Source organism: Algoriphagus aurantiacus (assembly GCF_035156405.1).
GTDB lineage: Bacteria > Bacteroidota > Bacteroidia > Cytophagales > Cyclobacteriaceae > Algoriphagus > Algoriphagus aurantiacus.
Genome location: NZ_JAXRUT010000006.1, coordinates 1 through 25785, shown reverse-complemented (window position 1 = coordinate 25785; position 25785 = coordinate 1). Strand labels below are relative to the sequence as shown.

Below are 25785 nucleotides of genomic sequence, written 5' to 3'. Positions count from 1 at the left end.
GTAAAGTTTGTTAAATTTAATTTTATCTAATAATAATTTACAAATCCAATCTAAATGATTCAATTGATTTATTATCATATTCTATACCTAAATACTTCCTAGTAACTTCAATACTTGAATGACCCAAACAATTCATAACTTGGAGAATATCTTTATTAATATTATAGATAATATAAGCAAATGATTTTCTAGCAGTATGTGATGAAATACATTCAGAAAGATTTTTATAATAATATTTACCATTACTCATTGTTTCTATCTTTCTAATATTATCACCATATATCATTTTTAATACTTTCCCAACAATGTATTGCTCCCTATTAATTTGTTTCATTAAATCTTTATGAACTGTTAAATCTGGAAAATCCCAATCTAAACTTCTTGCAATATCATATAAATAATTTCCAATATATGGAACTTTTACAATCTTATTATTTTTAGTAGCAAAATAGCTGAAATTCAAATCTTTATTTACCAATAGTGGTCTTGCTTCTAAATCTTTTGTAAAAGGATTTAATCTTTGAGGGTTAATATTATTTGAATGCATTTCTGATACTCTCATTCCACAGAAACATCTGAAAAGAAAATATTTTACATATTTCAGATGTTTTTCTTCAGGTCTTTTCATTCCTTGCATTTCCTCATTTGGATTATAAACAAAATTGTAAAGTTTGGATAATTCATCTTTGGTTAAATAAATTATCTCTTTTTCTTCTATCTTATAGTTGTTATCCTTATGGTTAAAAGTTGGTATATTTTTATTATTTTTATTATTATAATATATAATACAAGTATTTAAATTATTGAAAAACATCTTAATTGATGAATCTTTATTACCTTCAACATTTCTACACCAATTAATAATTTCTTCTTGTAATGATGTAATATTTTCCAATAAATCAGTAATTGATATATTTACATTATTATATGCTTCAAATCGTTCTACTTTTAATAAAGCATTTATATAATTATTTCTGGTGTTTTTTTTATAATTACTTACATCAAGTGATTCAACATATTTAGTAATTAACATCTTTAAATTCTCACTGTTACTAATTACTTTTTTTATATCCATATCTTTGATTGAAGCTTCTACAATCAAATCAATATCTTCTGGTATTATTTCTCTTTTTTCTTCAATCTTTTCAAGCTCATTCACAATGAAATTTAAACGTTTGTTGTATTTCTGATAAAATTGATTAGACCGCTTAATCTTCTGTTCTTCCTGATTGAAATCTTTTTTGCAGCATTTTATCCCTAATCCTTTTACCTTGTATTTCTTGGATTTCAAATAAAATCTTAGTACGATTGAATTTGGTTCAAGATTGCTTTTTGATGCATCTTTGATAAAGAATATGGCTTTCATTAGTTTCTGGATTAGGTTTCTGATTCCGTATGATTCAAAGGTAATGAAAAGTGTAATAAAAGGGTTAAAAAGGTCGCTAAAATCAGTCTTTAAACGCCATTTAAACCTTATTTGAAGATTATTTATTTTGTTTGATTAATTAAGACAAATTCAAAAGGATGCTGCTCAGTAAGCTGGAGATCAAAGGGTTTAAGAGTTTTGGAGATAAAATGGTGATTAACTTCGACAAGGGAATCACTGGTGTAGTTGGGCCTAATGGTTGTGGCAAATCCAATGTGGTCGATGCCATACGCTGGGTGCTAGGTGAGCAAAAAACCCGTATGCTTCGCTCCGATAAGATGGAGAATGTGATTTTTAACGGAACCAAAAACCGTAAAGCATCCAATCTTGCAGAAGTATCCCTAACCTTTGAAAACACCAAAAACCTACTTCCTACTGAATATACTTACGTCACGATAACCCGTCGCTACTACAGGTCTGGAGACAGTGAATACCAGATCAATGGAGTTACCTGCCGCCTGAAGGATATCACCAATCTCTTCATGGACACGGGGATCAATTCTAACAGCTACGCAATCATCGAATTGAAAATGATCGATGAGCTCCTAAATGACAAGAACAATTCCCGCAGGGATTTATTTGAGGAGGCTGCCGGAATTTCCAAATTCAAAAACAGAAAGAAAGAAACGCTCCGAAAACTTCAGGATACGGATGATGATTTAGACCGTGTAGAAGATGTGCTTTTTGAAATAGAAAAGAATCTAAAAAGTCTGGAAAAGCAGGCAAAGCAGGCTTCTAAGTACTTTGAAATCAAAAAGGACTACAGAGTGGCGAGTATCAATTTGGCAAAAAAAAGCATAGAGAAATACAGTAAGTCACTCATAGAAGCCAATCTTAAAATACAGGAAGAAGGAGATAAAAAGCTGCAGCTTCAGACTCAGGTAGCGGATCAGGAAGCTCTTCTAAGCCAACTGAAAGCTGATTTGATTCAAAAGGAAAAGCTACTTTCCAGTCGGCAGAAAGCGCTTAATGAGCACGTAAATAAAATCCGTTCGTTTGAGTCAGAGAAGAAAATCAAGAATGAACGCCTGAGATTTCTGGAAGACAGATCGCAGAAATTGCGGGAACAAATTGATGCTGACCGCAAGTCAAATGATCGTGCTGGTTTCAGTATTCGCTCCCTTCAACAGGAGAAAGAGTCAGCAGAGAAAATGCTTGCCGAAAAGGAAATGGTCGTTTCCGAACTTAGAGAAGCTTACGAAAACCAAAAGTCAATTCAATCTGAGAAGCAACAGGCTCAAAAGAAGATCAATCAAAATTTTGAAACACTCAAAGAGAAAGTTTATCAGCTCAGTAAAGACATAGAAATCAAACAAATTCAGCTGTCTACGCTCAAGCAGGAATTGGAAAGAACTTCCAGCGATGATTCCTCACAGGAAGCCAGTTTGGTGGATTTCGAAGAGAAACTGATTGTGCTGAAAGCTGAACTCGATGAGTCAACTAAAGGCTATGAGGAGTTAAAAGCTAAACAGGAAGATCTTGATCAAAAGATTGAAGATACTAATCGTGTGATCGAAATGATTCGGGAAGAATTGACACAGTCATCCAGAAAACTCGATTCAAAAACGAATGAATACAACCTCACCAAGTCTTTGGTCGAGAACCTAGAAGGTTTTCCGGAAGCCATCAAATTCCTAAAGAAAAATCCAAGTTGGGGTAAGGATGTGCCGCTCCTCTCAGATCTACTGACCACTTCTGAAAAGTATCGGGTAACAATTGAGAATTACTTAGACAGCTACATGAATTACTATGTAGTGGATACTGAAGTTCAGGCTATTTCCGCTATTCAACTACTCAGTGATTCGGCACGGGGAAAAGCCAATTTTTTTGTTTTAGAGCATTTTGAGCGCTTTAAACCAAGTCAGAACAAGCTGTTTTCCAATGCTATCGCCGCAACAGAAATTATAGAGTTTGATATCAAGTATTCACGCTTGATCAACTTTATTCTGGACAATGTGTACATCGTACAAGGCGAGCACCGGGATTTTCCGCAGGATACAGAGGCTGTTTTCATCTCTGAAAACGGAAAATACACCAAACGTAAATTCAGTATTTCTGGTGGTTCTGTAGGGCTTTTCGAAGGAAAAAGAATTGGTAGAGCCAAGAATCTTGAAAAGCTGGACAAGGAAATCAAGGAACTGAATAAAAAAGTCAGCAGTACCAGAAATAATCTGGACAACAAGCTTTCTGATCTGATGAAGCTGAAAGAAATCAGCTACAAAAAGACATTGGAAGAATGGCAGAATAAGATCAATTCCATCAATCAGGATTTTGTATCTGTACGCACCAAGAAAGAGCAACTTGCCGAATTGCTCAGCTCAAATGCTAATAAGCGGGAGGATATTCTGGACAGAATCGCTTCTATTGAAGAAAGTTTGACTGAGATTCAGCCTCAGCTTTTTGACGAGCGGGCTGAGTTCGAAGCCATGCATGATGAACTTGAAGAGCTCAACGAGACCTATGAAAGGGAATCTGCGCTGCTTTCCGAAAAGTCCCAGTCATTCAACGCTGAAAATATTTTGTATCATCAGCATCTGAACAGAGTGACGAGTTTGGATCAAGAGATAGAATTCAAGCAGACTGCTTATGATGGCTCAAAAGAACGAATAGGTAAATCACAAACAGAACTTTCCCAACTGGATACCGAAATCAAATCCCTATTGGATAATAATGAAGTAAAAGATGATGAACTGATCGAGTTGTATGCTGAGAAAGAAGGAATAGAAAAGGGAGTTCAGGAAGCAGAAAAAGACTACTATGCTTCACGAGGACTGATAGATGAGACAGATCAAAAGATCCGAAGTTTCCAAAAATCTAAGGAAAGCTTTGATCAGCTGATTCATGAACTGGAGAATGCAGTGAATGAAATCAAACTGAAAATGGCTGGAATGAAGGAAAGACTCAGTGTAGAATTCGAATTGGATCTGGACGAACTCATGGATGAAAATCCAGAAATAGATCAGGAATTCGCGGACTTCAGGGAGGAGGAACTTCGGGAACTGGTACGTAAGCAAAAAGAAAAATTGGAGAAAATCGGCCCCATCAATCCTATGGCCATGGAAGCCTATGATGAAATCAAGGTTCGCTATGACTTTATCAGTTCACAGAAAGAAGATTTGATAAAGGCTAAAGAATCTTTGCTGACGACGATCAAAGAAATAGATTTAGTTGCGAGGGAGACGTTTTTAGATGCTTTTGCAAAGATCAAAGAAAACTTCGTCAAGGTATTCCGTTCCTTATTTACTGAGCAAGATGATTGTGATCTGACGTTGGTTGATCCTAGTAATCCACTGGAATCGGCAATAGAAATTTTGGCGAAGCCAAAGGGAAAGCGTCCACTAAGTATCAACCAACTCTCTGGTGGTGAAAAAACCCTGACGGCTACTTCCCTACTCTTTTCTATCTATCTACTGAAGCCTGCGCCTTTCTGTATTTTTGATGAGGTTGATGCACCATTGGATGATGCCAATATTGACAAGTTCAACCAGATAATCCAACAATTCAGTGGAGAATCCCAGTTTATCATAGTGACTCACAACAAGCGCACTATGGCCAGTACCGATATTATCTATGGGATTACCATGATAGAAGCAGGAGTTTCTAGAGTGGTTCCTGTGGATTTGAGAGAGTTGGTATAAATTCATTTTTTTCCAAAACATTGTTTTTGCCCATAGCAGATTAATGGATCAATTGAATTACTTGTGAAAGTAGAATGATCACTTTATACCTGGCTTCTTCAAAACCAGATAAAAGCAATAGCATGTAGCCAAGACAACCGTAAGTTGCACGACTATACATAGAATAAATGCTGAACTATTCATGATTTATTGATTTACGTTTAAGCCCTGAATACCATACAATGAGTGCAATTAACGCAAACAAGGCTACCAATTGGATTCTAGCGAGAGTTGAAAAGAAAATCTTCTTTTTATAGAATTCCCCGTTCTGTGGATCTTCGAGTTGGAGTAGTTTCAGATCTTCATGGGAAACTTTGGAAATCAAAGAGCTCGGGTCAAGTTTCCATCCTTCTCCTTCAAACAACCCAGAGAAAGCAGCTACCCAATCATTGCCATGTGGTGTAATCAATGCAGCTGCCAAAACCAGCATTAATAATACAGGAGTAATATATTTCATGATCCACTTATATACTGCCGGGATCTTGATATCAGCACCACGATTCAGTTCTGTCCAGGCATTTTGCATTCCAAATACCCAAGTAAATAAAATCATTTCGAGCAGTGCGAATACCACTAGAGATACTGTTCCAGCCCAATAATCATATTCATCAAAATATCCATATTGATAGAATAGAATCGTCGGTAATCCCATTAGTAGTGCAAGAACACCAAATGAGATAGCTCCTTTTACTTTTCCCCATCCGAACTCATCCTGCATAAATCCCATCCAGGGAGTTCCCATTGCTAATGAAGAGGTTATTCCAGCAAAGAATAATAAGCCAAACCAACATAGCCCAGCTAATGTCCCGAATAGTTCTCCCCACTGCATGAAGAGATAGGGCATCGTCTGAAAAGCCATTCCGAATCCGGCATTTTCTATCACCCAGTCTAAGCCAAGAAAGCCCGCTGCTATTGGGATTACGATCGCACTTCCAAGTACAATTTCGACCATTTCATTGGTAAATCCTGAAGTCAGGGAATTCAAAGCAATATCCTCGTTCTCTTTTAAATAAGATGCATAGCATTGGATGGAACCCATCCCAACAGATAAGGTGAAAAAAATCTGTCCAGCTGCGGCGAGCCAGACTTTAGGGTCAAGCAGCGAAGTATATTGTGGCGTCCAGAGAAAGTTAATCCCATCCCAGGCATTTGCATTGGGGAACGAATCGGATGCATAATCGGCTCCCATAGTCCAGCCCTTGTAAGCGAGCACTGCACCAAAAAGAATCAGAAGTGGCATACCAATTTTAGCTACTTTCTCTATTCCTCCCAATCCTGTGGAAAGGATGTAGATGTTGATCCCTAAAACGAGTAGGTAGATCAAAACAGGTAAGTAGGCAATCCCAAAATCTGCACCGTCTAGATTTACATAGTGTACAAAAAAATTACTCACCTCATCTTGGGACATGCCTGTAAATGTGCCAATAACTGTGTGAATCACATAGATAAAAGTCCAGGATTCTATATACGTATAGTATGCTACCACCGCGATGTTGGTGAATATCCCAAATACCCCGATATACTTCCACCAGCTACTTTTACTCATGGATCCGAGGATATATGGCGTGCTGTGATTGCCAAGTTTACCCCCAAACCTACCGATGGACCATTCAGTGAACAGTAGAGGAATTCCCATGACCACAAAACAGACTAGGTATGGAATTATAAAAGTTCCTCCACCATTCTGAATGGCTTGCACTGGAAATCGCAGGAAGTTGCCAAGTCCAACTGCATTTCCAGCCATTGCTAAGATCAAACCTGTTCTTGAGCCCCAGGATTCGTTTTGCTTTCCCATATGAAGTAAGAAAAATAATGGGTGCCCAATAGGACACCCAATACCAAGTTATTTTAATTGATTTTTCACTAGCTCAAGCCACTTATCAGCTAATACAGTCTCTCCAAGCAAATCTGAATACTGTTCTGCATCATAGATTTCCAAGGAAATAGCATTTGTGTCGGAAGCCTTTGGAATGAGCTCTAGAGCAACATATTCCGGAAGCTGGTGGAGCTTTGGTTTTTCAGTAGTTGCCTGATAGTTTTTTATCAAGTTGACTTTCTTGAAATCCGCTAATTCCAAGCGTTGATTTACGGCATCTACTCCATGACGCACATAAGTTAATATACCTTGGTTCACATCTATTCCTATTGCATATCGATGTCTCCAAGTATCTATTTCTGTCGGAGTGGCTCCGATAGACTGCGCCAACTCATTCAATTGGGTTATCAGAAGGTTGTTTTTCTTTTTGTTTTTAAGTCCATGACTAATGAACGGTACGCTGAATGCGCACATAAGTAAGCATGACATAAGTAATGTCACAGGATCAATTTCGAACATGTGTGTATAATTGGATTAGAAATAAAATGAAACTAGGGCCGATGAGACGGCCAGTTGATTTTATCTAATCCTACCAAGGATGGAAAAAATGGATAAAAGTCACTTTCACATCAAATAATGCAAATGACTTTTTGAAAAATGAATAGAAAAGAGAGGTGTCCTTTAATCCATATTTTAAAGAAATCCACTCCGAATTGAACTTTGACCATAGATTCCAGTCAATAACAAAAGAAGGGGTCTTGGGAGTGTCGCTGGAAATTAATGGAAGAATTTCCTGAGAAGTTACCTCCTGTACAATTTCGTGTCTCTCTTTGCCAATCTTTGCCAAATCCGACTGGGGCGATACTAAAAAAATAGCAGATAAGCTTACCAGCCATATTAGGCCCAGAAGGTATGCTATCAGCTGTTTTTTCATTTTTGTATCAGAATTAAAATTCAAAGTTAGCTTTAAAAAAAATCAATTTGCAAGCGGTTTTCACTCACACAGAAATAATAAATTTTAGGCAGGCCAATTTTGCCAAACCGATTAAATATAAAGGGTTGTGAATACCCCCTTTTTATATACTTTCGCCAATTATTTAAAACATCAATCTTAGTATGAGCGTCTGGATAATCTTTATATTCTGCATTTTATTATTTCTCGCGCTCGATCTGGGGGTATTCAATAAAAAAGCACACGTCATCAAATCAAAGGAGGCAGCTATTTGGACCGGAATCTGGGTTTTGGTAGCCACTTCATTTTCCGGGGTAATCTGGTGGATATTTTCAGAGGGACTTATTACCAACCCTACTGGATTAAGCCCAGACAAAGCGGTTCTAAAATATTTTACCGGATACTTAATCGAGTTGTCTTTGAGTATAGATAATGTCTTCGTGATTGCTGTTATTTTCAAGGCCTTCAGTATCCCGGATATTTATCAGCACCGGGTACTGTTTTGGGGCATTTTGGGTGCAATTATTTTCCGGGCACTCATGATAGTTTTTGGTGTTGCACTCATCAATCAGTTTGACTGGATTATATATGTTTTTGGTGCCTTCCTGATTTACACTGCTTATAAAATGTTGAGATCAGATGACTCTGAGTTCAATCCTAAGGATTCTTTTGTGTTTAGAAAACTGAGAAAAGTAATTCCTTTCACAGCCTTCATGGATGGCGATAAATTCTTTATCAACAGAAGAGGGATTCGGGTCGCCACACCTCTTTTTATGTCGCTGATTATCATAGAGCTTACCGATATCCTGTTTGCTCTGGATAGCATACCAGCTATCCTGGCTATTACGGCTGATCCTTTTATCGTCTTTAGCTCTAACATCCTTGCAATCTTGGGATTGAGGTCAATGTACTTTCTTATTTCCCGTATGCTAAACAAATTCCGCTTTATCAATTACAGTCTCGTGGTAATTTTGACATTTGTTGGCTTAAAAATGATCTTTTCACATCACGTAGAAATACCTGAGTGGCTTTCTTTAGCCATCATTGGACTATCTCTTATAGGGGGGATTTTAGCATCCATGTTCACCCCGTTTTCACGTTTCTCCAAGTCGTGAAATCTTACTGAGAAGTGTAACTAGCTTTTTTTGAAAAATGCAAGGAAAAGTTCACACTATTTCTCAATCCTCAATAGCTTCAATTCCAAGTTGCTTAAGCTGCTCCAAATGATCCTTCATGGCTTTGAGCTGCTCTGGGGGATGCCCTTTCCAATCGGTGACCTCCCCGACAACTTTAATTGGAGATGCTGTACGGTAAGATTTGGTTGGATTGCCGGGAAACTTTTTGTCCGTCAAATTAGGATCATCTTCAATTGCTCCAGTCGGATTTACAATATATATTTTACCACGCCCTTCACCCAAGGCAAGCTCAGCTCCCCAGATAGCAGCATCCAAAGTTTTTGTTAGATACACAAAAGAGGCTTTTCTCATCTTTCCATAGTTGGAATTATAGCCGGGCTTGATCAGGTCTCCAATTTTGAGATTTGCTTTGGTCCCGTGATAAAAAGTCTGAGAAGTATCGCTTTCAATTGATCCCATTTGATGCTCGTTGATTTAAATTCAGGAATAGTATACTCAATAGTTTTGCGGGCTTTACATGTAGACCATAAAGTAACCAAACTATTGGCATTTGAACTTGATTTAAAAAGTGAAACTCAACTTATCCCACTCTTAAAATCTTTTCCATTTTACGGTCTTTAGCCAATTCATCCACAAGCTTGTCTAAATACCTGACTTGCTTCGTCAAGGTATTTTCGATTTCTTCCACTCTATATCCACAGATCAGGCCAGTGATCAAATGTGCATTTGGGTGTAGGTTAGCCTGTTGAAAGAACACTTCAAATGTCACTTTTTCCTCAATGAGTTTTTGCAGCTTTTTTTCGTCAAAACCGGTTAACCATTCGATCACTTGATGTAACTCTTCTTTAGTCCGGCCCTTCTTCTCAACTTTTGATAAATAATGCGGATATACTGAGGAGAAGGTCATCTTTGACATCCGCTCATTATGTGTGCTTGTAGTCTTCATTGCTTTTTATTTAGGTATTGAATCTTCTTGTTAAGAAACACCCTGTGGATTCATTAAAAATAGTTGATTTCTAAAAAAACTTAAATAGGAGGAGTGGCTAATTTTAAAGCCAGAAAAGACATTTAAGTTCATTTAGCACTCTATTTTTGTTTTAAATTTATAATTAATGAAATCTCAACCCGAAGTTTGGTTAAGAGGTCCAATACCTGGCTATCCCCCGAAACTGCAACCTGTGGTACATGCTATTTTACAGGCGCAAGAAGATATTCATAAATTGATGAGGGATTTTCCTACTGACTTGCTTTGGGAAAGACCAGCGGGGATGGCTTCTCCTGGTTTCCATCTTCAGCATATCTCAGGAGTGATCGATCGAATGATTACTTATGCCAAAGCGGAGACTTTAGATCAGCTGCAATTCGAGTATTTGAAAAAGGAAGGCTTGGCAAACACGTCGCTGACTACAGAAATTCTTGTGGCAAACTTGGACAATCAGATCTCAGAATTTTTGGATTTTCTTTATGCTATCGATGTCAATACATTGCAAGATTTTCGTGGAGTAGGAAGAGCACAATTGCCTTCCACTGTAGGTGGATTGCTATTCCATGCTGCCGAGCATTGCCAGAGACATTTCGGGCAATTGCTGGTGACGGTGAAAATCTTAATAGCTAGATAAATCCAAAGTGAGAGGGTAAACATCATGTGTACAAATGCAAAAAGTCCTTACTCTCATAAAGACTTTTTGATTAGTTTAATTAAGAAAAGCTTATTTCTACCCGGCATCTTCTTGCAACGCCTTGAGATTGTTGTCGCTATAGAATTTATCACGATAAGCTTGGAACTCTTCCTCTAAGGATGTAACTAAAGCCAGATTGCTATCGACATTCTGCCACATATCCGGCAACTTCTTTTCCAGCAATCCCACTCCCAGGTTAATATTATCCGCCTCGATTTTGGATATTTTTTTCAAAACGGAAGTCTGGCTATTTTTCAGATCTTCAAATTCCCTCAGGATTTTATCCATCATTTCCAATTTTTCTAATTTATCCATGGTTCAGTTTTTTTAGGTTAATAGTAGTTTACTAACGACTTAATATACAATAATTATCAAATACAATAAAACCCAAAAGTCTGACTGCTCTATTTATTCTTGGTTAATGAAAAAGCTAATAAGAACTTATGCTCAAGCTATTTTCGAATAGGGTTTTCTTAGTCTTTATTCCCTATCCTTCCCGTTTGAAATTTTTTTTTATAAAAAAAAAAATCTCCTGCTTTTTTAATTATTCAAGAGCACTAAAAGCAAATAGCTGATTTTCAACTTTGTATTCTTCGGTTTAAATCCTAATGGTCATTACATTATTTTCAATGGATTGATAAAAAAATAAATTACTTGTAGCGAATGGAGGATATTGCGCGTTTACACAACGACTAAACCACTACTATCTTGAGTAAAACCATTTCTGTGGTCCTGCCGAATTTTAACGGCAAGGATCTCCTTGAAAACTATTTGCCTTTCACTTTTCAGGCTCTGAAAAATACCGACTGCGACTATGAAATAATCGTTGTGGACGATGCTTCTTTTGACGACTCAGTACTATTTCTGACACAAGAACACCCTGATATTACCCTCATTAGAAATCCGGAAAATAAGGGTTTTTCCTATTCCTGTAATATCGGAATCTTGAAAGCAAAGCATGACTTAGTCCTTTTGCTGAATTCGGATGTCAAGTTAATGCCTGACTATCTAGAGAAGCTCATCCCCTATTTTGAAGACTCTAACACCTTTGGTGTAATGGGTAAAATTCTTGATAGAACGGGATTAAAAATTGAAGTAGCAGCCAAAATTCCACGATTCAACGGATTCAAGCTGAAATCGGACAAGCAAGTACATCCTAAAAGTCCTTTTTCTAATAATATACCCACCACGTTTCTTTCAGGAGCAAACTGTCTGGTGGATAGGCAGAAAATACTTGAACTTGAAGGGTTTGATGAAATATACTCTCCGTTCTATACTGAGGATCTGGATCTAAGCATACGTGCATGGAAACTCGGATGGAAGTGCTATTACGAGCATGAGGCAACATGCATTCATTTAGGTTCTCATACTACCAAAACCTATTTCCAAAAGACCAAAATCAAGGAGATCTATTTCCGCAACAGGATGCTTTTCCATGCCATCCATATTGATCGTAAGGATGTAAAGCGCTGGCAACTCTACCTACTTTTTCTGGAAGTCTTACCAAAAGTGCTCTTGGGTCAATTCTGGATCTTGAAATCCTATTCCGCTTTGAAGATGCATAAACAGCAAATCAGGAGCTCTAGAAAAAAAATAAGAGATCTCATGGTGAGAAAGCAAGGAAGGAAGAGCATCGAAGATGTCAGCAGAGACATCCATGAACTGTTGATAAACAAGGAATTAATCGTTTTATAACTCGACTATGCAAATCTATTGGAGATTACTCTCTTTTGCTAAACCTATAGAGAAGTACGCAATCCCGTATGTGATATTCACCATTTTGGCAGTGATTTTCAACACACTGAACCTTGCGCTACTTGCTCCGCTACTCAGCACCCTTTTTAAAGAAGAGACAGTTGCGGTCGCAAAGCCAGAATCCTGGGTGGACATCATGGACTATTTCAATTATTACGTCTACCAGACTCAGAATGAATGGGGTGCCTACGAAGCGCTAAAATGGGTTTGTCTATTCATCTTCCTATCCGTCCTGCTTAGCAATACCTTCCGATACATCTCCCAAAGAGTAATAGAAAACCTGCGGATTTATACCCTGCTAAACCTTAGAAAAACAGTCTTCAATCATGTTATGGACCTGCATGTGGGATACTTTAATGAGCAGAGAAAAGGAAATATCATAGCAAAAATCACTTCAGATGTACAAGTAGTGCAGTATTCTGTGACCAGTACACTTCAAGTATTATTCAAGGAGCCATTCCAGCTACTCGCTTATCTTTTTATTCTTTTTGCTATCTCTGTGAAGCTTACCATGTTTGCTATTCTTGTGATTCCGATCTCGGCATTTGTGATTTCTAAGATTGTGAAAAAGCTAAAAGCCCAAGCCACCGAAGCTCAGGAAAGATTTGGGATGATGGTGAGCTACTTGGATGAGGCGCTTTCTGGAATTAAGATCATCAAGGCTTTCAATGCCACAGATCGAATCAAAAACAGGTTTCATCAGGAGAATGTGAAATTCTCTGAGATCGGAAGAAAAATGTCTTATCGCCAGCAATTAGGATCTCCTGTATCTGAACTACTTGGGGTGGTAATGGTGATCATTATCGTACTCTACGGAGGTTCGCTAGTGATCAGTAATCAATCTGAACTTAGCGCCTCTGCCTTCATTACTTACATCGCTATTTTCTCACAGGTAATGCGACCTGCGAAAGCTATTACAGAATCCTTTAGTACCATTCATTCTGGCATAGCTGCAGGGGAAAGAGTCTTGGAACTTATTGACGAAAAAGCCATGGTTCAAGACCAACTAGAACCATTTGAATTGAAAAATCTTCAAAAAGGAATTTCCTTAAAGAATCTGAGTTTCTCGTATGGCCATGAGAAAATTTTAAAAAACGTATCCATGGTAATCCCAAGAGGATTTACCGTTGCTTTGGTCGGGCCTTCAGGTGGTGGTAAGTCCACACTTATGGATTTGATTCCGCGATTTATCGATCCTCAAGAAGGCAGTATTTGCTTTGATGGAATAGACATTAGAAATGTTTCCAGCGATTCACTTCGCTCACTAATCGGTATAGTGAATCAAGAGTCAATATTATTCCATGACAGTATCGCCAACAATATAGCTTTTGGAAATCCTAATGCTAGCCTTGAAGAGATAGAACAGGCTGCCAAAATCGCCAACGCGCACGATTTCATCATACAAACTCCCAAAGGCTATGAATCAAATATCGGTGACCGTGGCACGAAGCTCTCTGGAGGGCAGAAACAGCGATTGTGTATAGCCCGGGCGGTATTGAAAAATCCTCCTATCCTCCTACTTGATGAAGCAACCTCCGCACTGGATACTGAATCTGAATTTATGGTGCAGGATGCATTGAACAAATTGATGCAAAACCGTACTACGTTGGTTATTGCCCATCGCCTTAGCACAATCCAAAATGCTGATCTGATTTTGGTTTTGGATAAGGGCAAAATCATCGAGCAAGGCACACATTACGAGCTCTTGGTACAGGAAGGCCTTTATAGCAAACTTATTGACAAACAACAATTCACTCAGGCATGAACTCATCAAAACTCCCTTTGATCTCAATTGCCATGTGTACCTACAATGGCGCCAGGTACCTAAGAAAGCAACTTGATAGTTTGGTCTATCAAACTTATCCTAATCTTGAGCTGTCTATTTTTGACGATTGCTCATCTGATGAAACGGTAGAAATAATCCAGGAATATGCTGAGCGTTTCCCGCAGATAACCCTTCATCAGAATGCTGAGAATTTGGGATATCAAAAGAATTTTGAAGCCAACTTCAAAGCCTGCACGGGTGAACTTATCGCTCCTTGTGATCAAGATGATATTTGGGCTTTGGATAAAATAGAGAAGCTGTTTACTATCCTTGAGAGTCATGTATTGGTTTACCATGATTCCGAATTGATAGACGGCGCAGGTCAAAGTATGAGGGTAAAAATGAGTACTCAACTCAACTTTGTCAGAGGAAGAAACCCCCGATCGTTCTTGTTTTTCAATTGTGTTTCTGGACACAGCATGCTTTTTCGTAAAAAATTATTGAACCACATATTCCCATTTCCCCAAAAAGGATTCTACGATCATTGGTTGGTATTTGTGGCTACCCATTACGGAAGCATCGATTTCATGGACGAATGCCTAGTCCAATATCGGCAACATCAGCACAACCTAACGGACATCCTTGGTGCTAAACGAAAGGAAACAAAGCTTCAAACTACTGTTTCGAGAATCCAGCGGGAAAATGATTGGTTAGAAATCTGTGCCGAATATGAAAAACTAGTTGAAGGTCCTGGGTTTGCAACTAATTTATTTGATCAGGGCAAAAACCGGGTCGCCAACTACTTCAATTTCAGGTTTGGATATACGATTTGGAAGCATCAAGATGATTTGCTACATATTCCTAAACAAAAACCTAAGAGAAGATTAGGATTTGCGATCAGGCAGATCTGGGGTGTAAAAACCAAAACCATTTTCAAATAGCCTATGAAATCGAGCATGACTCAAACGCCACACAGGGGTATGATTATCAAATATGCGAGATTCCTCCCGATAACTCCCGATAATTATCGGGACGGGATGACCTTTGAAAAACAATCATAAACAGATGAAAGTATCCGTAATCATACCGAGCTATAACTATGCAGACTATCTGGCCGAATGTCTGGATTCAGTCCTGTCACAAAGCTGGCAAGATTGGGAAGCATGGATTATTGATGATGGTTCTACAGACCATACCTGGGAAGTGGCACAAAACTATCAGCAAAAAGACCCTCGAATCAAGTATCATTACCAGGAAAACAAAGGCCTTTCCAACGCAAGAAACACTGGACTTTCGCTCTGTAATGGAGAGCTCATCCAGTTTTTAGATGCCGATGATCTTCTCAGCAAAGACAAGCTTTCCTTACAGGTAGCTCAGCTTGAGCAACATTCTGAGGTAGCTATTTCTTACTGCCAGACTTGGTATTTCAAGAGTGCTGCTCCGGATGCTCTTTACACAGATTTGACGCTAAAAAGCAACTCAGCACATCCCATTATTGATGGAAAGGGGTTTGAGGTTTTACAACTACTGATCAGAAGCAACTTTACGACCGTATCCAGTCCTCTTATCCGAAAGTCTATCATTGAGAAAGGAGTAATATTTCCAGAAACCGTTTCCAATTCGGAAGATTGGTACTTCTGGCTGCAATGTGCATTAAAGGGAAACCATTTCCAATTCCTCTCCAACTCCCTAGCCTTTACCAAAATTAGGGTTCACGGAGACAGCATGAGCCAGCAAAAGCTAAAAATGTATTATGGCGAGCTGCAACTCCGCAATTGGCTCAATGAGCAGATAAAGCAACTCTCATTTTCTCCAGAGAAAAAAGAACTTTTATTGATTTTGAACCAGGTTCAAAAAGAAAAATTATTTAAACATGTAATGCTTACTGGCCCACTTTGGGACATTTCTCATTTAACAAAAATGTACCAGTTCAGTGATCTTTTGCAGCTACTTAAATACCATAAACTGGCCCGCGAACATCAGAAAACTATTCTTTAAAACCAACATTCAGCTAAACCAACCCACAATGAAGAATACACCACTACTATCTGTCATAATCCCCTGCTTCAATCATGAAAATTTCCTGGAAGATGCCGTGAATTCAGTTTTGAACAGTTCATATCTGAATTATGAAATCGTGATCATGGATGATGGTTCCTCCGATGGATCTTTCAAAAAAGCTCAGGAATTAGAAATTAAATATCCAGACCGAGTCAGAGCATTTAGACAAGAAAATGCTGGGCCATCAGTAGCCAGAAACCAAGCAATTAGATTGGCAAAGGGCAAGTATATTTTACCTCTTGACGCAGATGATAAAATAGGCAAGAAGTACATCAAACAAGGAATCAAACTATTGGAATCTGATCAGACTATCAAATTAGTATATTGCGAAGCTGAAAAATTTGGTCTCAAATCAGGGCGCTGGAACCTGAGACCTTTTTGTCCCCAGTTACTTGCAAAAGATAACATGATCTTTGTGTCCGCATTGTTCAGAAAAAATGACTGGGCATTAGCTGGGGGTTTTGATGAGCGGATGAAGTGGGGTTGGGAAGATTGGGAGTTTTGGATCAGCCTACTTGAGAATGGTGGAGAAGTCAAAAAACTTTCTTGCATTGGTTTTTACTACAGAATCCATTCCATATCACGCCGCAAATCTGTAACAAAACAGGCAAAGAAAAAGACCATTGATTTACTGAATGAAAAACATGCAGTGTTCCTCAACAAACATTTAGGAGGGCCTATTCGAAATCCAAGAAGTTGGTCGAAAACTATCAATAAAATGGCTGCCTATTTTTCTCAGATCTCCAATTTCCAAGTGAAGGAAAATATCCATTTGTTGAAATTTGAGAAAAAGTAATCAGGCAATAGTTTGATATTCATAATCATCCAACACCCATAATCCGTAACCAGTCGGAATACTCAAGCCTGACCAGGTGCACCAATGTTTATTGTGTGACTGGTTTGATTGTGGCTGTATTGAGGCTTGTGCGGTCTCAGACAAAGAAACCGTACAAGCCTTTTCTACCCTTTTAAATCACCAGACATTCTTCATAGAGAACTAAGGAGAAAATAAATAGGCAAGGATTAGTTAGAATTTGAAAATCACCCACATTTATTTTTTCGGTAAAGTCTTTTACCCAAGATTCTTATAATTTGTAAATCCTTCTACAAATAAAGGAAAGTAATAATAAACCTATTCATATTCCTCCAATGCGAATTGCCCATAAACTAATACTTTCATATGGTATATCTCTGGCTATTTTTTCCAGTTGTACCCCAGAAAAATCTCCCTTTGATGTTTCTCCAGCTGATTCCTTAGATCCAAAACGGACGGAACAACCTTATCCTTCCATTAGTATTCCTGAAGATGCAGACATGGAATCCCCAGTGTGGAAGGGCATTGATCTCACTCCTCAGCCTCCAGTAGTGCCTGTTTCTGCCAATGAGCAATTGAAAACTTTTATTCTTCAGCCAGGCTACAAGCTAGAGCCTATACTTTCCGAACCTCAGATCAGAGAACCTGCAGCCATTCAGTTTGATGGAAATGGGCGCATGTATGTACTGGAACTGAGAACCTACATGCAAGATCTCGACGCCAGTGGAGAGTTGATGCCTACTTCTAGAATTTCCAGATGGGAAGACAAGGACAACGATGGCGTTTATGAAACAAGTGTCATCTTTTTGGATAGTCTAGTATTTCCTAGATATGTGGTTCCGTTTGGAAAAAACACCATTTTATCCATGGAGTCAAATGAAGACAATGTCTATAAATACACCGATACCGATAATGATGGAAAAGCAGATAAGAAAGAGCTTTTTGCCTCTGGATTAGGAAGATCCGGTAACGTAGAGCATCAGACCAGCTTCTTGACTTGGACCATGGACAACTGGATGTATAGCACGTATAACTCCCGAAGAATCCGCTGGACTCCTGACGGAGTGATCCAAGAGCCAGCCGGAAACCCTTGGGGGCAGTGGGGAGTAACTCAAGATAATTATGGACAGACTTGGTTTCAAGATGGCGCTGGTGGAGTACCGCAAAGCTTCCAGTTCCCGCTTGTCTATGGCAATTTTAGTGTAAAAGGGCAGTATAAAGACGGTTTTAGAGAACCATTTAGCTTGATTAAATTGGCGGATTTCCAACCTGGAATGCGTGAAACAAAACCTGATGGTTCGCTTAGTAATGTGACTGGATCTGCAGGAAACGATGTATTTCGTGGAGATAGACTTCCCAAGAATATTCAAAATCAATACTTCTATGGTGAGCCTGTTGGACGAATAGTCCGTCAAGTTAGTGTTGAAAAATCAGAAGGTCTTTCTTACCTACAAAATCCCTATAGAGGAACTCAATCAGAGTTTATCCAATCTACAGATCCACTTTTCAGACCTGTGGATATAGCTACGGCTCCCGATGGCACTATGTATATCGTAGATATGTATCGTGGAATCATACAGCAAGGAAATTGGACTCAGGATGGAAGCTACCTGCGCACTAAAATCCAACAATACCAAATGGATGACATTGCTGGAAATGGCCGAATCTGGAGATTGACTTATGAGGGAATGGAAAGAAACAAGGAGAAGCCTAGAATGTACGAAGAGACTTCCGCCGAACTGGTACGTCATCTGAGCAATCCAAATGGCTGGTGGAGGGATCAGGCACAACAGCTGATCATCTTGAATCAGGATAAATCAGTAGTGAAAGATTTGGAAAATTTGATAAACACCTCCGATAATGAACTAACCCGCATTCATGCATTATGGACTCTGGAAGGCTTAAATTCCCTTGATATTTCAATGGTCAAAAAGTTGATGAAAGATTCAAGTCCTCAAATGCGAATTCAGGCACTCAGAGCAAGTGAAAGTCTCTATAAATATGGTGAGAAAAGTTTGGCGGCAGATTACAGAGAAATGATCAAAGATTCATCCAAAGACGTTGCGTTACAGGCTTTGCTTAGTGCTTATGTATTGAATATTGACCAAGTTGAAGATTTGATTAATACTACCTTAAAAGAAACACAAGCAGCAGGAATCCAAGTTGTTGGAACACAGCTTTTGGAGAGAATGGCAAAAGAGAAGGAACTAGCAGCTACGCAGTTTGAACCTCAGGAATTGGCACTATTCACAAAGGGTAAAAGTATTTTCGATAGCTACTGCGCTACCTGCCATGGCGTAAAAGGCCTCGGAACTCCTACTGGCGGAGGCGAGCTGATTGCTCCAGCTTTCTCTGGTTCACAAAGATTAATGGGCCATCCCGAGTATGCAGTTAAAACGCTTCTCCATGGGCTGACGGGTGCACTCGACGGCAAGGAATACGAAGGTGTAATGATTGCCATGGAAAGCAGCGATGACGAATACATTGCGTCCGTGGTCTCTTATATTCGAAATGATTTCGGTAATTCAGGAAGCTTTGTGAGTCCTGAATTTGTAGCTCAGCTAAGAAAAGAAACAGAAGGTAAGGATGGAACTTACCAATTTGACGATCTTATTGAAGAAATCCCTAAGTCACTTACACTTCAGGATAATTGGAAAATCACAGCAAGTAGCACAGCCTTTCAGGGAGTTGGCTCCACTAAGGATCCTTCTTATGCTTTCAGCTTTAAGGGTTGGAAAACAGACGGTCCACAGAAATCAGGCATGAGGTTCCAGATAGAGCTACCTAAAGAAAGAAACTTAGCTGAGCTACAATTTAACGCAAGTGAAAAAGAGTTTCCTAAAAACTATCGCGTTTCTATTTCCAAAGATGGCACTAACTGGACTGAAGTTGCTAGTGGATCAGGTGTACAAGGAACAAATACCATTCAATGGAAGTCCAACGAAAATGTACGATTCTTGAAAATAGAAACCGCTGAAAATGGTGATGAACCTTGGTCTATGAAGCAATTGACACTATTTGCGAGGTGATTAATTCAAATTAATTCAGAGGAATAGTTAGAATATTCTGCCGTTTCATGGCAAATAACATTATTGACCTCTGAAGCACAAGTATGGCTTATACAATAATTAAGGCAGTCTAAGCCGTTCGTGATGACACGAACGGCGGCAAAGTCTGGCCTGAAAGGTCAGCATAGATATATTCCAATAGAATCAAAATTTCCCTTTTGACTGGTATTTAAAAGCCAACTAGCGAAATCCTTTCTTTCTATTTCACGTACTTTTAACCCAACCCTTTAAGGAAATATCAAATGAACAGATTTGTAATCGGATTTTTTGCAGCACTGTTAATAATGGGGGGCATTTGGTTATTTACAGATAGTAGAACGGAAAAGGCGGAGCTTCAGGCCAATTCGGCCATGATCCAGCAGCAGATTCAGCAGGTGGGAAAGCTGATTGTGACTGAAGCTAACTATTCACAGGTATTTACCTACAATAACTCCCAAAAGCTCTTTCTAAACCTTGTCAGTGCAAACAAAAAAGCGTTGATCGTAGCGAAGGCAAAGGCTACTGTAGAATATGATCTCAGGCAGATGGAAACGAAAGTAGATGAGGAAAACAAGACTGTCACTATAGTGAGGATTCCTGATCCAGTGATCAATGTATATCCTGAGTTTGAATATTACGATGTGACTCAGGATTATCTCAACCCGTTTGAAGGGAAAGATTACAACAAAATCAAAACCAGCATTACGGCGCAATTTCGTAAGAAAATCGATGAATCTGGACTTAAAGAAGATGCACAGGATCGCCTGATGAGCGAGCTCCTGAATATCTATATTCTCACCAAATCTATGGGCTGGACATTAGTGTATAATGAAGAGGTGATCGAAAATCCAGAGCAGATGAATAATCTCAAAAAATAACTTGTGTGTCTTAAGATAGTGGGGAACTCCAAGTTTCAAATACATTCTTAATCGAGTTCCCGATTCCTTGTGTATCCCGATTAATGATAGCCACACCAAGAATTAAAATAGCAGCGGCAACATTTAGCCCTTTTTGAATATTTCCCAGGGTCTTTATTGTCCCCTTAATCTCCTCTGAAATCGTGTTAATTTTACCCAATGAATCCGCGACCTCATCCATAACTAAGGTAGTCGATAAAGCCAAAATATCTTCACCACATCGAATAACAGAGTATTGAATATCACTGAGTTCTTTCCTTTGCTCTGGCGTAAGTCTATCCCAGTTTTCTACCCTAAAGTCTCCTAATGCTATCGCCAAACTGTAAAAGTTTTCAGATAATTGATTTGCCTGATCGGTAGTCAGATTTGCCATAAGCTTTAGTCATTAAGTTTGTTGAATTCAGTGATCAGATCGTTTACATTGTTGGAGTAACTCAGAAGCAAACCAGTGAGATCTTTCACTGAAAGTTTTGTGCGATTGTCATACAATACCTGATGACCTTTCGCGATCTCATCCAAACTCATTGCAAATACTTCCAATTCCATTTCCTTTCGCTGAATAGACTCCAAGGCCTGATAATAATCAGCAGCTAGTTTACCTTTTTCATACTCCGAAATCACAGTACCATTCATCTTCATATCCATATAGAAAGCATACAGGCGCTCTCGCTTAAACCTCAATTCTCCCTTAAGGTTTGTGCCAATAATCATCCTAAATTTTTCCAATAGTACCTGAATAGGCTCGTTTGCTTGCTCAATGTAAGAGGTTATTTTTCTTCGTCTGTAAAAGTCAGTAGAAGCTCTAAGCAACGTATTGGAAAGGCTGGAAAAAGCATTTACAGTATTCTCCTCGATCTTTAGTGGTCCTAATTCATCGGCACTCAACGCACTCACAACTGCATCAGTACTGTAGTTTGTTAGCTCATTATGGGAAAGATTGCTCAACCCTTCAAAATACCCTTCAATAGAGTTGTAGATTACCTGGGTTACACTGTCTGCTTCCTGGTAAAGCTCACAGGAACATTCTTGTTCACGTTTTATCTCATACTTTCGTATCGCCTCATCAGTACATCTATCCACACAGTGCTTTAAAAATGAGTAATCTATCTGCTCAAAATTTTTGACACTCTCCATAGATACAGCCGAAAAATCACCAACTGTCTTCAGATTGACACAACTGAAAAGAATCAGAGGAAAAGTTAGAAGAATCAGGAAAAGTCTAATTTCCAAAAGATAATTTTTCATTAGCAACTGGTTTAAAAATGTTTCGCCGTATCAACAATACCATGCTTAAAAAACTTGCATAGCATTTAGCATCAAAAAGATACAAATAAGAAATAAGACTTTTCAGAAATAACTATTCCTTATTAAAATCCGAAAACCAGTCCTAAAACCTCCAGAGGAAATCGAGCATGACGCAGAAGTCACACTAGAGGATATTTAATAACCCCAGTAAACTAACTCGACTATTTCTCTAAAAGAACTAAAAAATTCAACTTATAAACAGATGAAATACCCATGATCCCGTACCTACGGGAACACACAGGGGGATGATTATATACAGGCATACACCGCATCAGCAGATTTGCTTGTTGCTAGGGCGCGCAGAGCCTGTCCCGATAACGCAGTGAATCGGGAGGTGACGCAGCACAGCTTGTCCGCCTCAGGCGGAAGGGTGCGGCTGGTCTGAGGGCGGAAGATTGCTGGCGTCTTGGCCTTTTGGTTCTTTTGGGCCAAGCCAAAAGAACAAGGAAATCGAGCTTGACTCAAGTGTCACACAGGAGGATATTTAATAACCCCTGTAAGTCAATCGACTATTTCACAAGAAGAACTAAAAAATTTAACTTATAATCATATGAAATGACGTAAGCGACACACAGTGGGATGATTATGCACCGTGTAGAGATTCCATAGCCTGCCCCGACTAATCGAAGTGACCACTAAAAAACAATTATAAACACATGAAATAACAGAACTGTATAAAATTCTCTAGTTAACTCACTTTCTATAATTCGCCTGTCTTTCTACCATCCAGCCTGGGTAATGCATTGAAAGTGGACTTACCTCATCTATTTTTTTCAGGTCGTCTTCTGTCAAAATGAGCTGGGTGGATTCTATATTCGATTTCAATTGTTCCAGAGTTTTCGCTCCAATGATTGTACTGGTTATTCCTTGCTGCTGTCTTACCCAGGCCAACGCAACCTGTGCGGTACTTGCATCGTAATTTTTTGCTAAATCTCCCATCACATCTACCAGATCATATGCCTTCCCTTTATCAATTGGAGGAAAATCAAATGTGGCTCTTCTGGAATCAGCATCTGCCCCATCTCTGGTGAATTTCCCGGTCAAAAAACCTCCAGCCAAAGGACTCCATGGGAATATAGCCAAATCATGGTCTACAGCCATGGGTACCAACTCATGTTCAATGTCACGGCTCACTGCTGAATAGTAATACTGCAAACCCATGAATTTGTGCCATCGGCTGTAATGAGCAATTGCCTGAGCCTTTACCACCATCCACGCAGGCCAGTTACAAATGGCTATGTATCGGACTTTGCCCGATTCCACAATATCATTCAGCGAGCGAACAATTTCCTCTAGCGAAATCAAAGGATCTACCCCATGCACGTAGAGAATATCTACATAATCCATTTGGAGCCTTTTCAAACTTGCTTCTACAGAATTGAAAATATTGTATCTGGAAAGTCCGGCACTATTTGGCTTGTCCTTCATTTTAGCCAAAAGCTTGGTTGCTATTACCACCTCGTCTCTTGGTACATTCAGATCCAATAATCCTTGCCCTAAAAGCTCTTCCGATTGACCAAACGAATAAACATTGGCTGTATCGATAAAATTGATTCCTGATTCGACTACAGCGCCCAGCATTTCATTTACTTCCTTTTGCTGGAGCTTACCTATTTTGGCCCACATGTCCTCCTGTTGCCCTCCAAAAGTCATAGTGCCAAAGCATAGTTCAGATACCAACAAGCCTGTATTCCCAATTGAATTGTATTTCATACGTAGTGGTTTTTTGATTAAAAAAAGATTTCTAAATTTCAACAGGAGTAAGTTTAAAACAGTTTCTTACTATGTTAAAGAAGACAGGAAAAACTTGGGGAGATTTAAGTTTTTTAATCTATTGATCAATTGGATTGTAATTATGAATTATATGTATGTGCGCTTTTCTCTCAGTAAAGAGACAAAAGCATTATAAGATTTTGTCAACATTAGCATTGAGGCCACTTCGTTCTCCCGATAGCCATCGGGACGTCTTCGGTCATCCGACAAGGTGAGCAAAGAAATTTTGGATACTGGCATCATCCGATAGCTATCGGATGCGAATAATCATAATGAAATAAATCTATTCCCATTTTTCCCAATACTTCAACTTCCCTTTATTTTCAGACTTCATTAATCTATAGCTTTCTGGAACCTCTGCACATTCCCCACAATAAGTAACTATTCTAGTCCCTTTAGAGCCTGATCAAACTTTTGGTGAATAAGCTGAATGTATGCTTTATAAGAAAATTCATCCAATTCCTGAGTCTTATCCATTTTGTCTTTTGGATTTATAAATTCTTCAAAAGCATTAAAAAAATAGAACGAATCATAATCCTCAAAATCGATTTCGACTAGATCTGCATGAATGAATTTCAGATTATGTAATGATAAACTTTTCGCAACTTTCCGTGAAAGCTGGACTAAATTTTCTCGCTGCTCCACTCCCACTATAATTGCATCTGAACAAGCCGCCGCTACTAAACAAAATTTCCCAGACCCAGAACCTAAATCCAAAATCACCTTTCTTCCATCCTCAGCTAGAAATCGAATAGCTTTCTTAGCTATATCAACTGGCGTCCAATGTGTGCTAGAAAGCTTTTGCATCTTAATGGGATAGAGCGCATTTATATCCTCGTCCTTCAAATTTGTCAGGTCATAGGAAAATAAAAAACTCATTTTAAAGCTGTTTTTAACTTTTCAGAATTTGAATAAGCGTCTACATATTTTGCCATACCTAAATCCGTCGAATGTGTGTAGTTTTCAAATTGAAATTATTTTTAAAGCTAAATCCCAGTAAATGAAAGTGTTTTAAAACAAAAAAAAGAAGTCCCTATAAAAAATAGTTTTTAAATAATTCACCTGCACTACAGCTTCCTCAATTCTGTGAAGCCTGATGGCAAGGAAATTACTATTTACGCGACATACTTCAAAGATCCTGAAGTTGGAGAATGGCTACTGATAGCAAGTTTCTTAAGACCAAAAAAAGATACTTGATACAAATGATCGCATTCATTTTTAGAGAATTTTGTTCCAGAATCAGGTTATATGGAACGCCCAATTATGGAAATAATGGGCTGTGGCTCCTGAATGCAACTGGATGGAGCTGACCGAAGCTAAATTCACCGGAGATGACATTGCAAATCGAGGCAATAGAATGGATTATGAGGGAGGACAAAAATTTGGACAATTCTATCTTAGAAATGGTGGGGTTTTCAACGGTACCACAGAATTAAACCCGCATTCTAAGACGTTGAGAAAGTAACGTAAAGTAGCTAACTTTTGAGGGCAGCATGAAAGCCTAGGTATCTAATGGTGATTTTATCCCTTCCCGCATTCTGGTAGAAATGTAAATCCCCAACTGGTAAGGTCGGGGATTTTGAAACGTTAATTGGTGACCATGTATTAGCATGGATCCCGTATGGAATAATCAAATCAAATATACATTTCTCTTGCTGCATT

Annotated in this window: 24 protein-coding genes; 12 read left to right on the top strand and 12 right to left on the bottom strand. The window is 38.7% G+C overall.

Annotation, left to right across the window (positions count from 1 at the left end; all coding sequences use genetic code 11):
- Window positions 1-37: 37 nt before the first annotated feature.
- Entirely contained in the window at window positions 38-1366 is a 1329-nt protein-coding gene (locus SYJ56_RS07860) for a tyrosine-type recombinase/integrase (protein WP_323833207.1), read from the bottom strand.
- Window positions 1367-1524: 158 nt separating this feature from the next.
- Between SYJ56_RS07860 and smc the strand changes: the two genes are divergently transcribed.
- Window positions 1525-5064: a chromosome segregation protein SMC gene (gene smc, locus SYJ56_RS07855; RefSeq protein WP_323833205.1), complete on the top strand. Its 3540-nt coding sequence runs from the start codon at window positions 1525-1527 to the stop codon at window positions 5062-5064.
- A 175-nt stretch (window positions 5065-5239) separates the two neighbouring features.
- Here the strand turns inward: smc and SYJ56_RS07850 are convergent, their stop codons facing one another.
- From SYJ56_RS07850 to SYJ56_RS07840, 3 genes are all read right to left on the bottom strand, one after another.
- Entirely contained in the window at window positions 5240-6898 is a 1659-nt protein-coding gene (locus tag SYJ56_RS07850; protein ID WP_323833203.1) for an SLC5/6 family protein, read from the bottom strand.
- Between the two features lie 48 nt (window positions 6899-6946).
- On the bottom strand, window positions 6947-7438 hold the full coding sequence (locus SYJ56_RS07845; RefSeq protein WP_323833201.1) for a hypothetical protein: 492 nt from the start codon (window positions 7436-7438) through the stop codon (window positions 6947-6949).
- Window positions 7439-7508: 70 nt separating this feature from the next.
- Window positions 7509-7853: a hypothetical protein gene (locus tag SYJ56_RS07840; RefSeq protein ID WP_323833199.1), complete on the bottom strand. Its 345-nt coding sequence runs from the start codon at window positions 7851-7853 to the stop codon at window positions 7509-7511.
- Window positions 7854-8035: 182 nt separating this feature from the next.
- Here SYJ56_RS07840 and SYJ56_RS07835 point away from each other — a divergent pair, with 182 nt between their 5' ends.
- On the top strand, window positions 8036-8986 hold the full coding sequence (locus SYJ56_RS07835; RefSeq protein WP_323833198.1) for a TerC family protein: 951 nt from the start codon (window positions 8036-8038) through the stop codon (window positions 8984-8986).
- Between the two features lie 63 nt (window positions 8987-9049).
- Here SYJ56_RS07835 and arr read toward each other — a convergent pair whose 3' ends face one another.
- Both arr and SYJ56_RS07825 read right to left on the bottom strand, forming a co-directional pair.
- On the bottom strand, window positions 9050-9466 hold the full coding sequence (gene arr / locus SYJ56_RS07830; RefSeq protein WP_323833197.1) for an NAD(+)--rifampin ADP-ribosyltransferase: 417 nt from the start codon (window positions 9464-9466) through the stop codon (window positions 9050-9052).
- Between the two features lie 121 nt (window positions 9467-9587).
- The gene (locus SYJ56_RS07825) at window positions 9588-9953 is read right to left on the bottom strand and encodes a DUF2200 domain-containing protein (RefSeq protein WP_323833195.1); all 366 of its coding nucleotides are present in this window, start codon (window positions 9951-9953) and stop codon (window positions 9588-9590) included.
- 166 nt (window positions 9954-10119) lie between these two features.
- On the opposite strand from SYJ56_RS07825, the gene SYJ56_RS07820 reads away from it, so the two are divergent.
- Window positions 10120-10626 carry a DinB family protein gene (locus tag SYJ56_RS07820; RefSeq protein ID WP_323833194.1) on the top strand — a complete coding sequence of 169 codons (507 nt, stop codon included), beginning with the start codon at window positions 10120-10122 and terminating at the stop codon, window positions 10624-10626.
- A 96-nt stretch (window positions 10627-10722) separates the two neighbouring features.
- Here the strand turns inward: SYJ56_RS07820 and SYJ56_RS07815 are convergent, their stop codons facing one another.
- On the bottom strand, window positions 10723-11001 hold the full coding sequence (locus SYJ56_RS07815; protein ID WP_323833192.1) for a hypothetical protein: 279 nt from the start codon (window positions 10999-11001) through the stop codon (window positions 10723-10725).
- A 393-nt stretch (window positions 11002-11394) separates the two neighbouring features.
- On the opposite strand from SYJ56_RS07815, the gene SYJ56_RS07810 reads away from it, so the two are divergent.
- The 7 genes from SYJ56_RS07810 to SYJ56_RS07780 all read left to right on the top strand — a co-directional run bounded on the left by SYJ56_RS07810 (window position 11395) and on the right by SYJ56_RS07780 (window position 21006).
- Window positions 11395-12381, top strand: coding sequence for a glycosyltransferase family 2 protein (locus tag SYJ56_RS07810; RefSeq protein ID WP_323833191.1), 987 nt, complete (start codon window positions 11395-11397; stop codon window positions 12379-12381).
- A gap of 7 nt (window positions 12382-12388) precedes the next feature.
- Window positions 12389-14206 (top strand): ABC transporter ATP-binding protein, encoded by a 1818-nt coding sequence (locus SYJ56_RS07805; protein WP_323833189.1) that lies wholly within the window; start codon window positions 12389-12391, stop codon window positions 14204-14206.
- Window positions 14203-15147 carry a glycosyltransferase family 2 protein gene (locus tag SYJ56_RS07800; protein WP_323833187.1) on the top strand — a complete coding sequence of 315 codons (945 nt, stop codon included), beginning with the start codon at window positions 14203-14205 and terminating at the stop codon, window positions 15145-15147. Before SYJ56_RS07805 ends, SYJ56_RS07800 begins: the two co-directional genes overlap by 4 nt.
- 124 nt (window positions 15148-15271) lie before the next feature.
- Window positions 15272-16204: a glycosyltransferase family 2 protein gene (locus tag SYJ56_RS07795; RefSeq protein WP_323833185.1), complete on the top strand. Its 933-nt coding sequence runs from the start codon at window positions 15272-15274 to the stop codon at window positions 16202-16204.
- Between the two features lie 28 nt (window positions 16205-16232).
- On the top strand, window positions 16233-17063 hold the full coding sequence (locus SYJ56_RS07790; RefSeq protein WP_323833183.1) for a glycosyltransferase family A protein: 831 nt from the start codon (window positions 16233-16235) through the stop codon (window positions 17061-17063).
- A gap of 353 nt (window positions 17064-17416) precedes the next feature.
- Window positions 17417-20110 carry a DUF7133 domain-containing protein gene (locus SYJ56_RS07785; protein ID WP_323833181.1) on the top strand — a complete coding sequence of 898 codons (2694 nt, stop codon included), beginning with the start codon at window positions 17417-17419 and terminating at the stop codon, window positions 20108-20110.
- A gap of 281 nt (window positions 20111-20391) precedes the next feature.
- Complete coding sequence (locus SYJ56_RS07780; RefSeq protein WP_323833179.1) at window positions 20392-21006, top strand: DUF4230 domain-containing protein; 615 nt, start codon at window positions 20392-20394, stop codon at window positions 21004-21006.
- 10 nt (window positions 21007-21016) lie between these two features.
- Here SYJ56_RS07780 and SYJ56_RS07775 read toward each other — a convergent pair whose 3' ends face one another.
- The 4 genes from SYJ56_RS07775 to SYJ56_RS07760 form a co-directional block, all read right to left on the bottom strand.
- A complete protein-coding gene (locus SYJ56_RS07775) occupies window positions 21017-21418 on the bottom strand; it encodes a hypothetical protein (protein ID WP_323833177.1) in 402 nt (133 codons plus the stop codon).
- 5 nt (window positions 21419-21423) lie between these two features.
- A complete protein-coding gene (locus SYJ56_RS07770) occupies window positions 21424-22290 on the bottom strand; it encodes a hypothetical protein (protein ID WP_323833175.1) in 867 nt (288 codons plus the stop codon).
- A gap of 753 nt (window positions 22291-23043) precedes the next feature.
- Entirely contained in the window at window positions 23044-24063 is a 1020-nt protein-coding gene (locus tag SYJ56_RS07765; protein ID WP_323833173.1) for an aldo/keto reductase, read from the bottom strand.
- A gap of 441 nt (window positions 24064-24504) precedes the next feature.
- Window positions 24505-25002, bottom strand: a complete 498-nt coding sequence (locus tag SYJ56_RS07760) for a class I SAM-dependent methyltransferase (RefSeq protein ID WP_323833171.1) — start codon at window positions 25000-25002, stop codon at window positions 24505-24507.
- Between the two features lie 207 nt (window positions 25003-25209).
- Here SYJ56_RS07760 and SYJ56_RS07755 point away from each other — a divergent pair, with 207 nt between their 5' ends.
- Both SYJ56_RS07755 and SYJ56_RS07750 read left to right on the top strand, forming a co-directional pair.
- Entirely contained in the window at window positions 25210-25320 is a 111-nt protein-coding gene (locus SYJ56_RS07755) for a DUF3472 domain-containing protein (RefSeq protein WP_323833169.1), read from the top strand.
- Between the two features lie 82 nt (window positions 25321-25402).
- The gene (locus SYJ56_RS07750) at window positions 25403-25588 is read left to right on the top strand and encodes a DUF3472 domain-containing protein (protein WP_323833168.1); all 186 of its coding nucleotides are present in this window, start codon (window positions 25403-25405) and stop codon (window positions 25586-25588) included.
- Window positions 25589-25598: 10 nt separating this feature from the next.
- Here SYJ56_RS07750 and SYJ56_RS07745 read toward each other — a convergent pair.
- A partial coding sequence (locus tag SYJ56_RS07745) for a hypothetical protein (protein WP_323833166.1) occupies window positions 25599-25785 on the bottom strand: 187 nt, incomplete at its 5' end.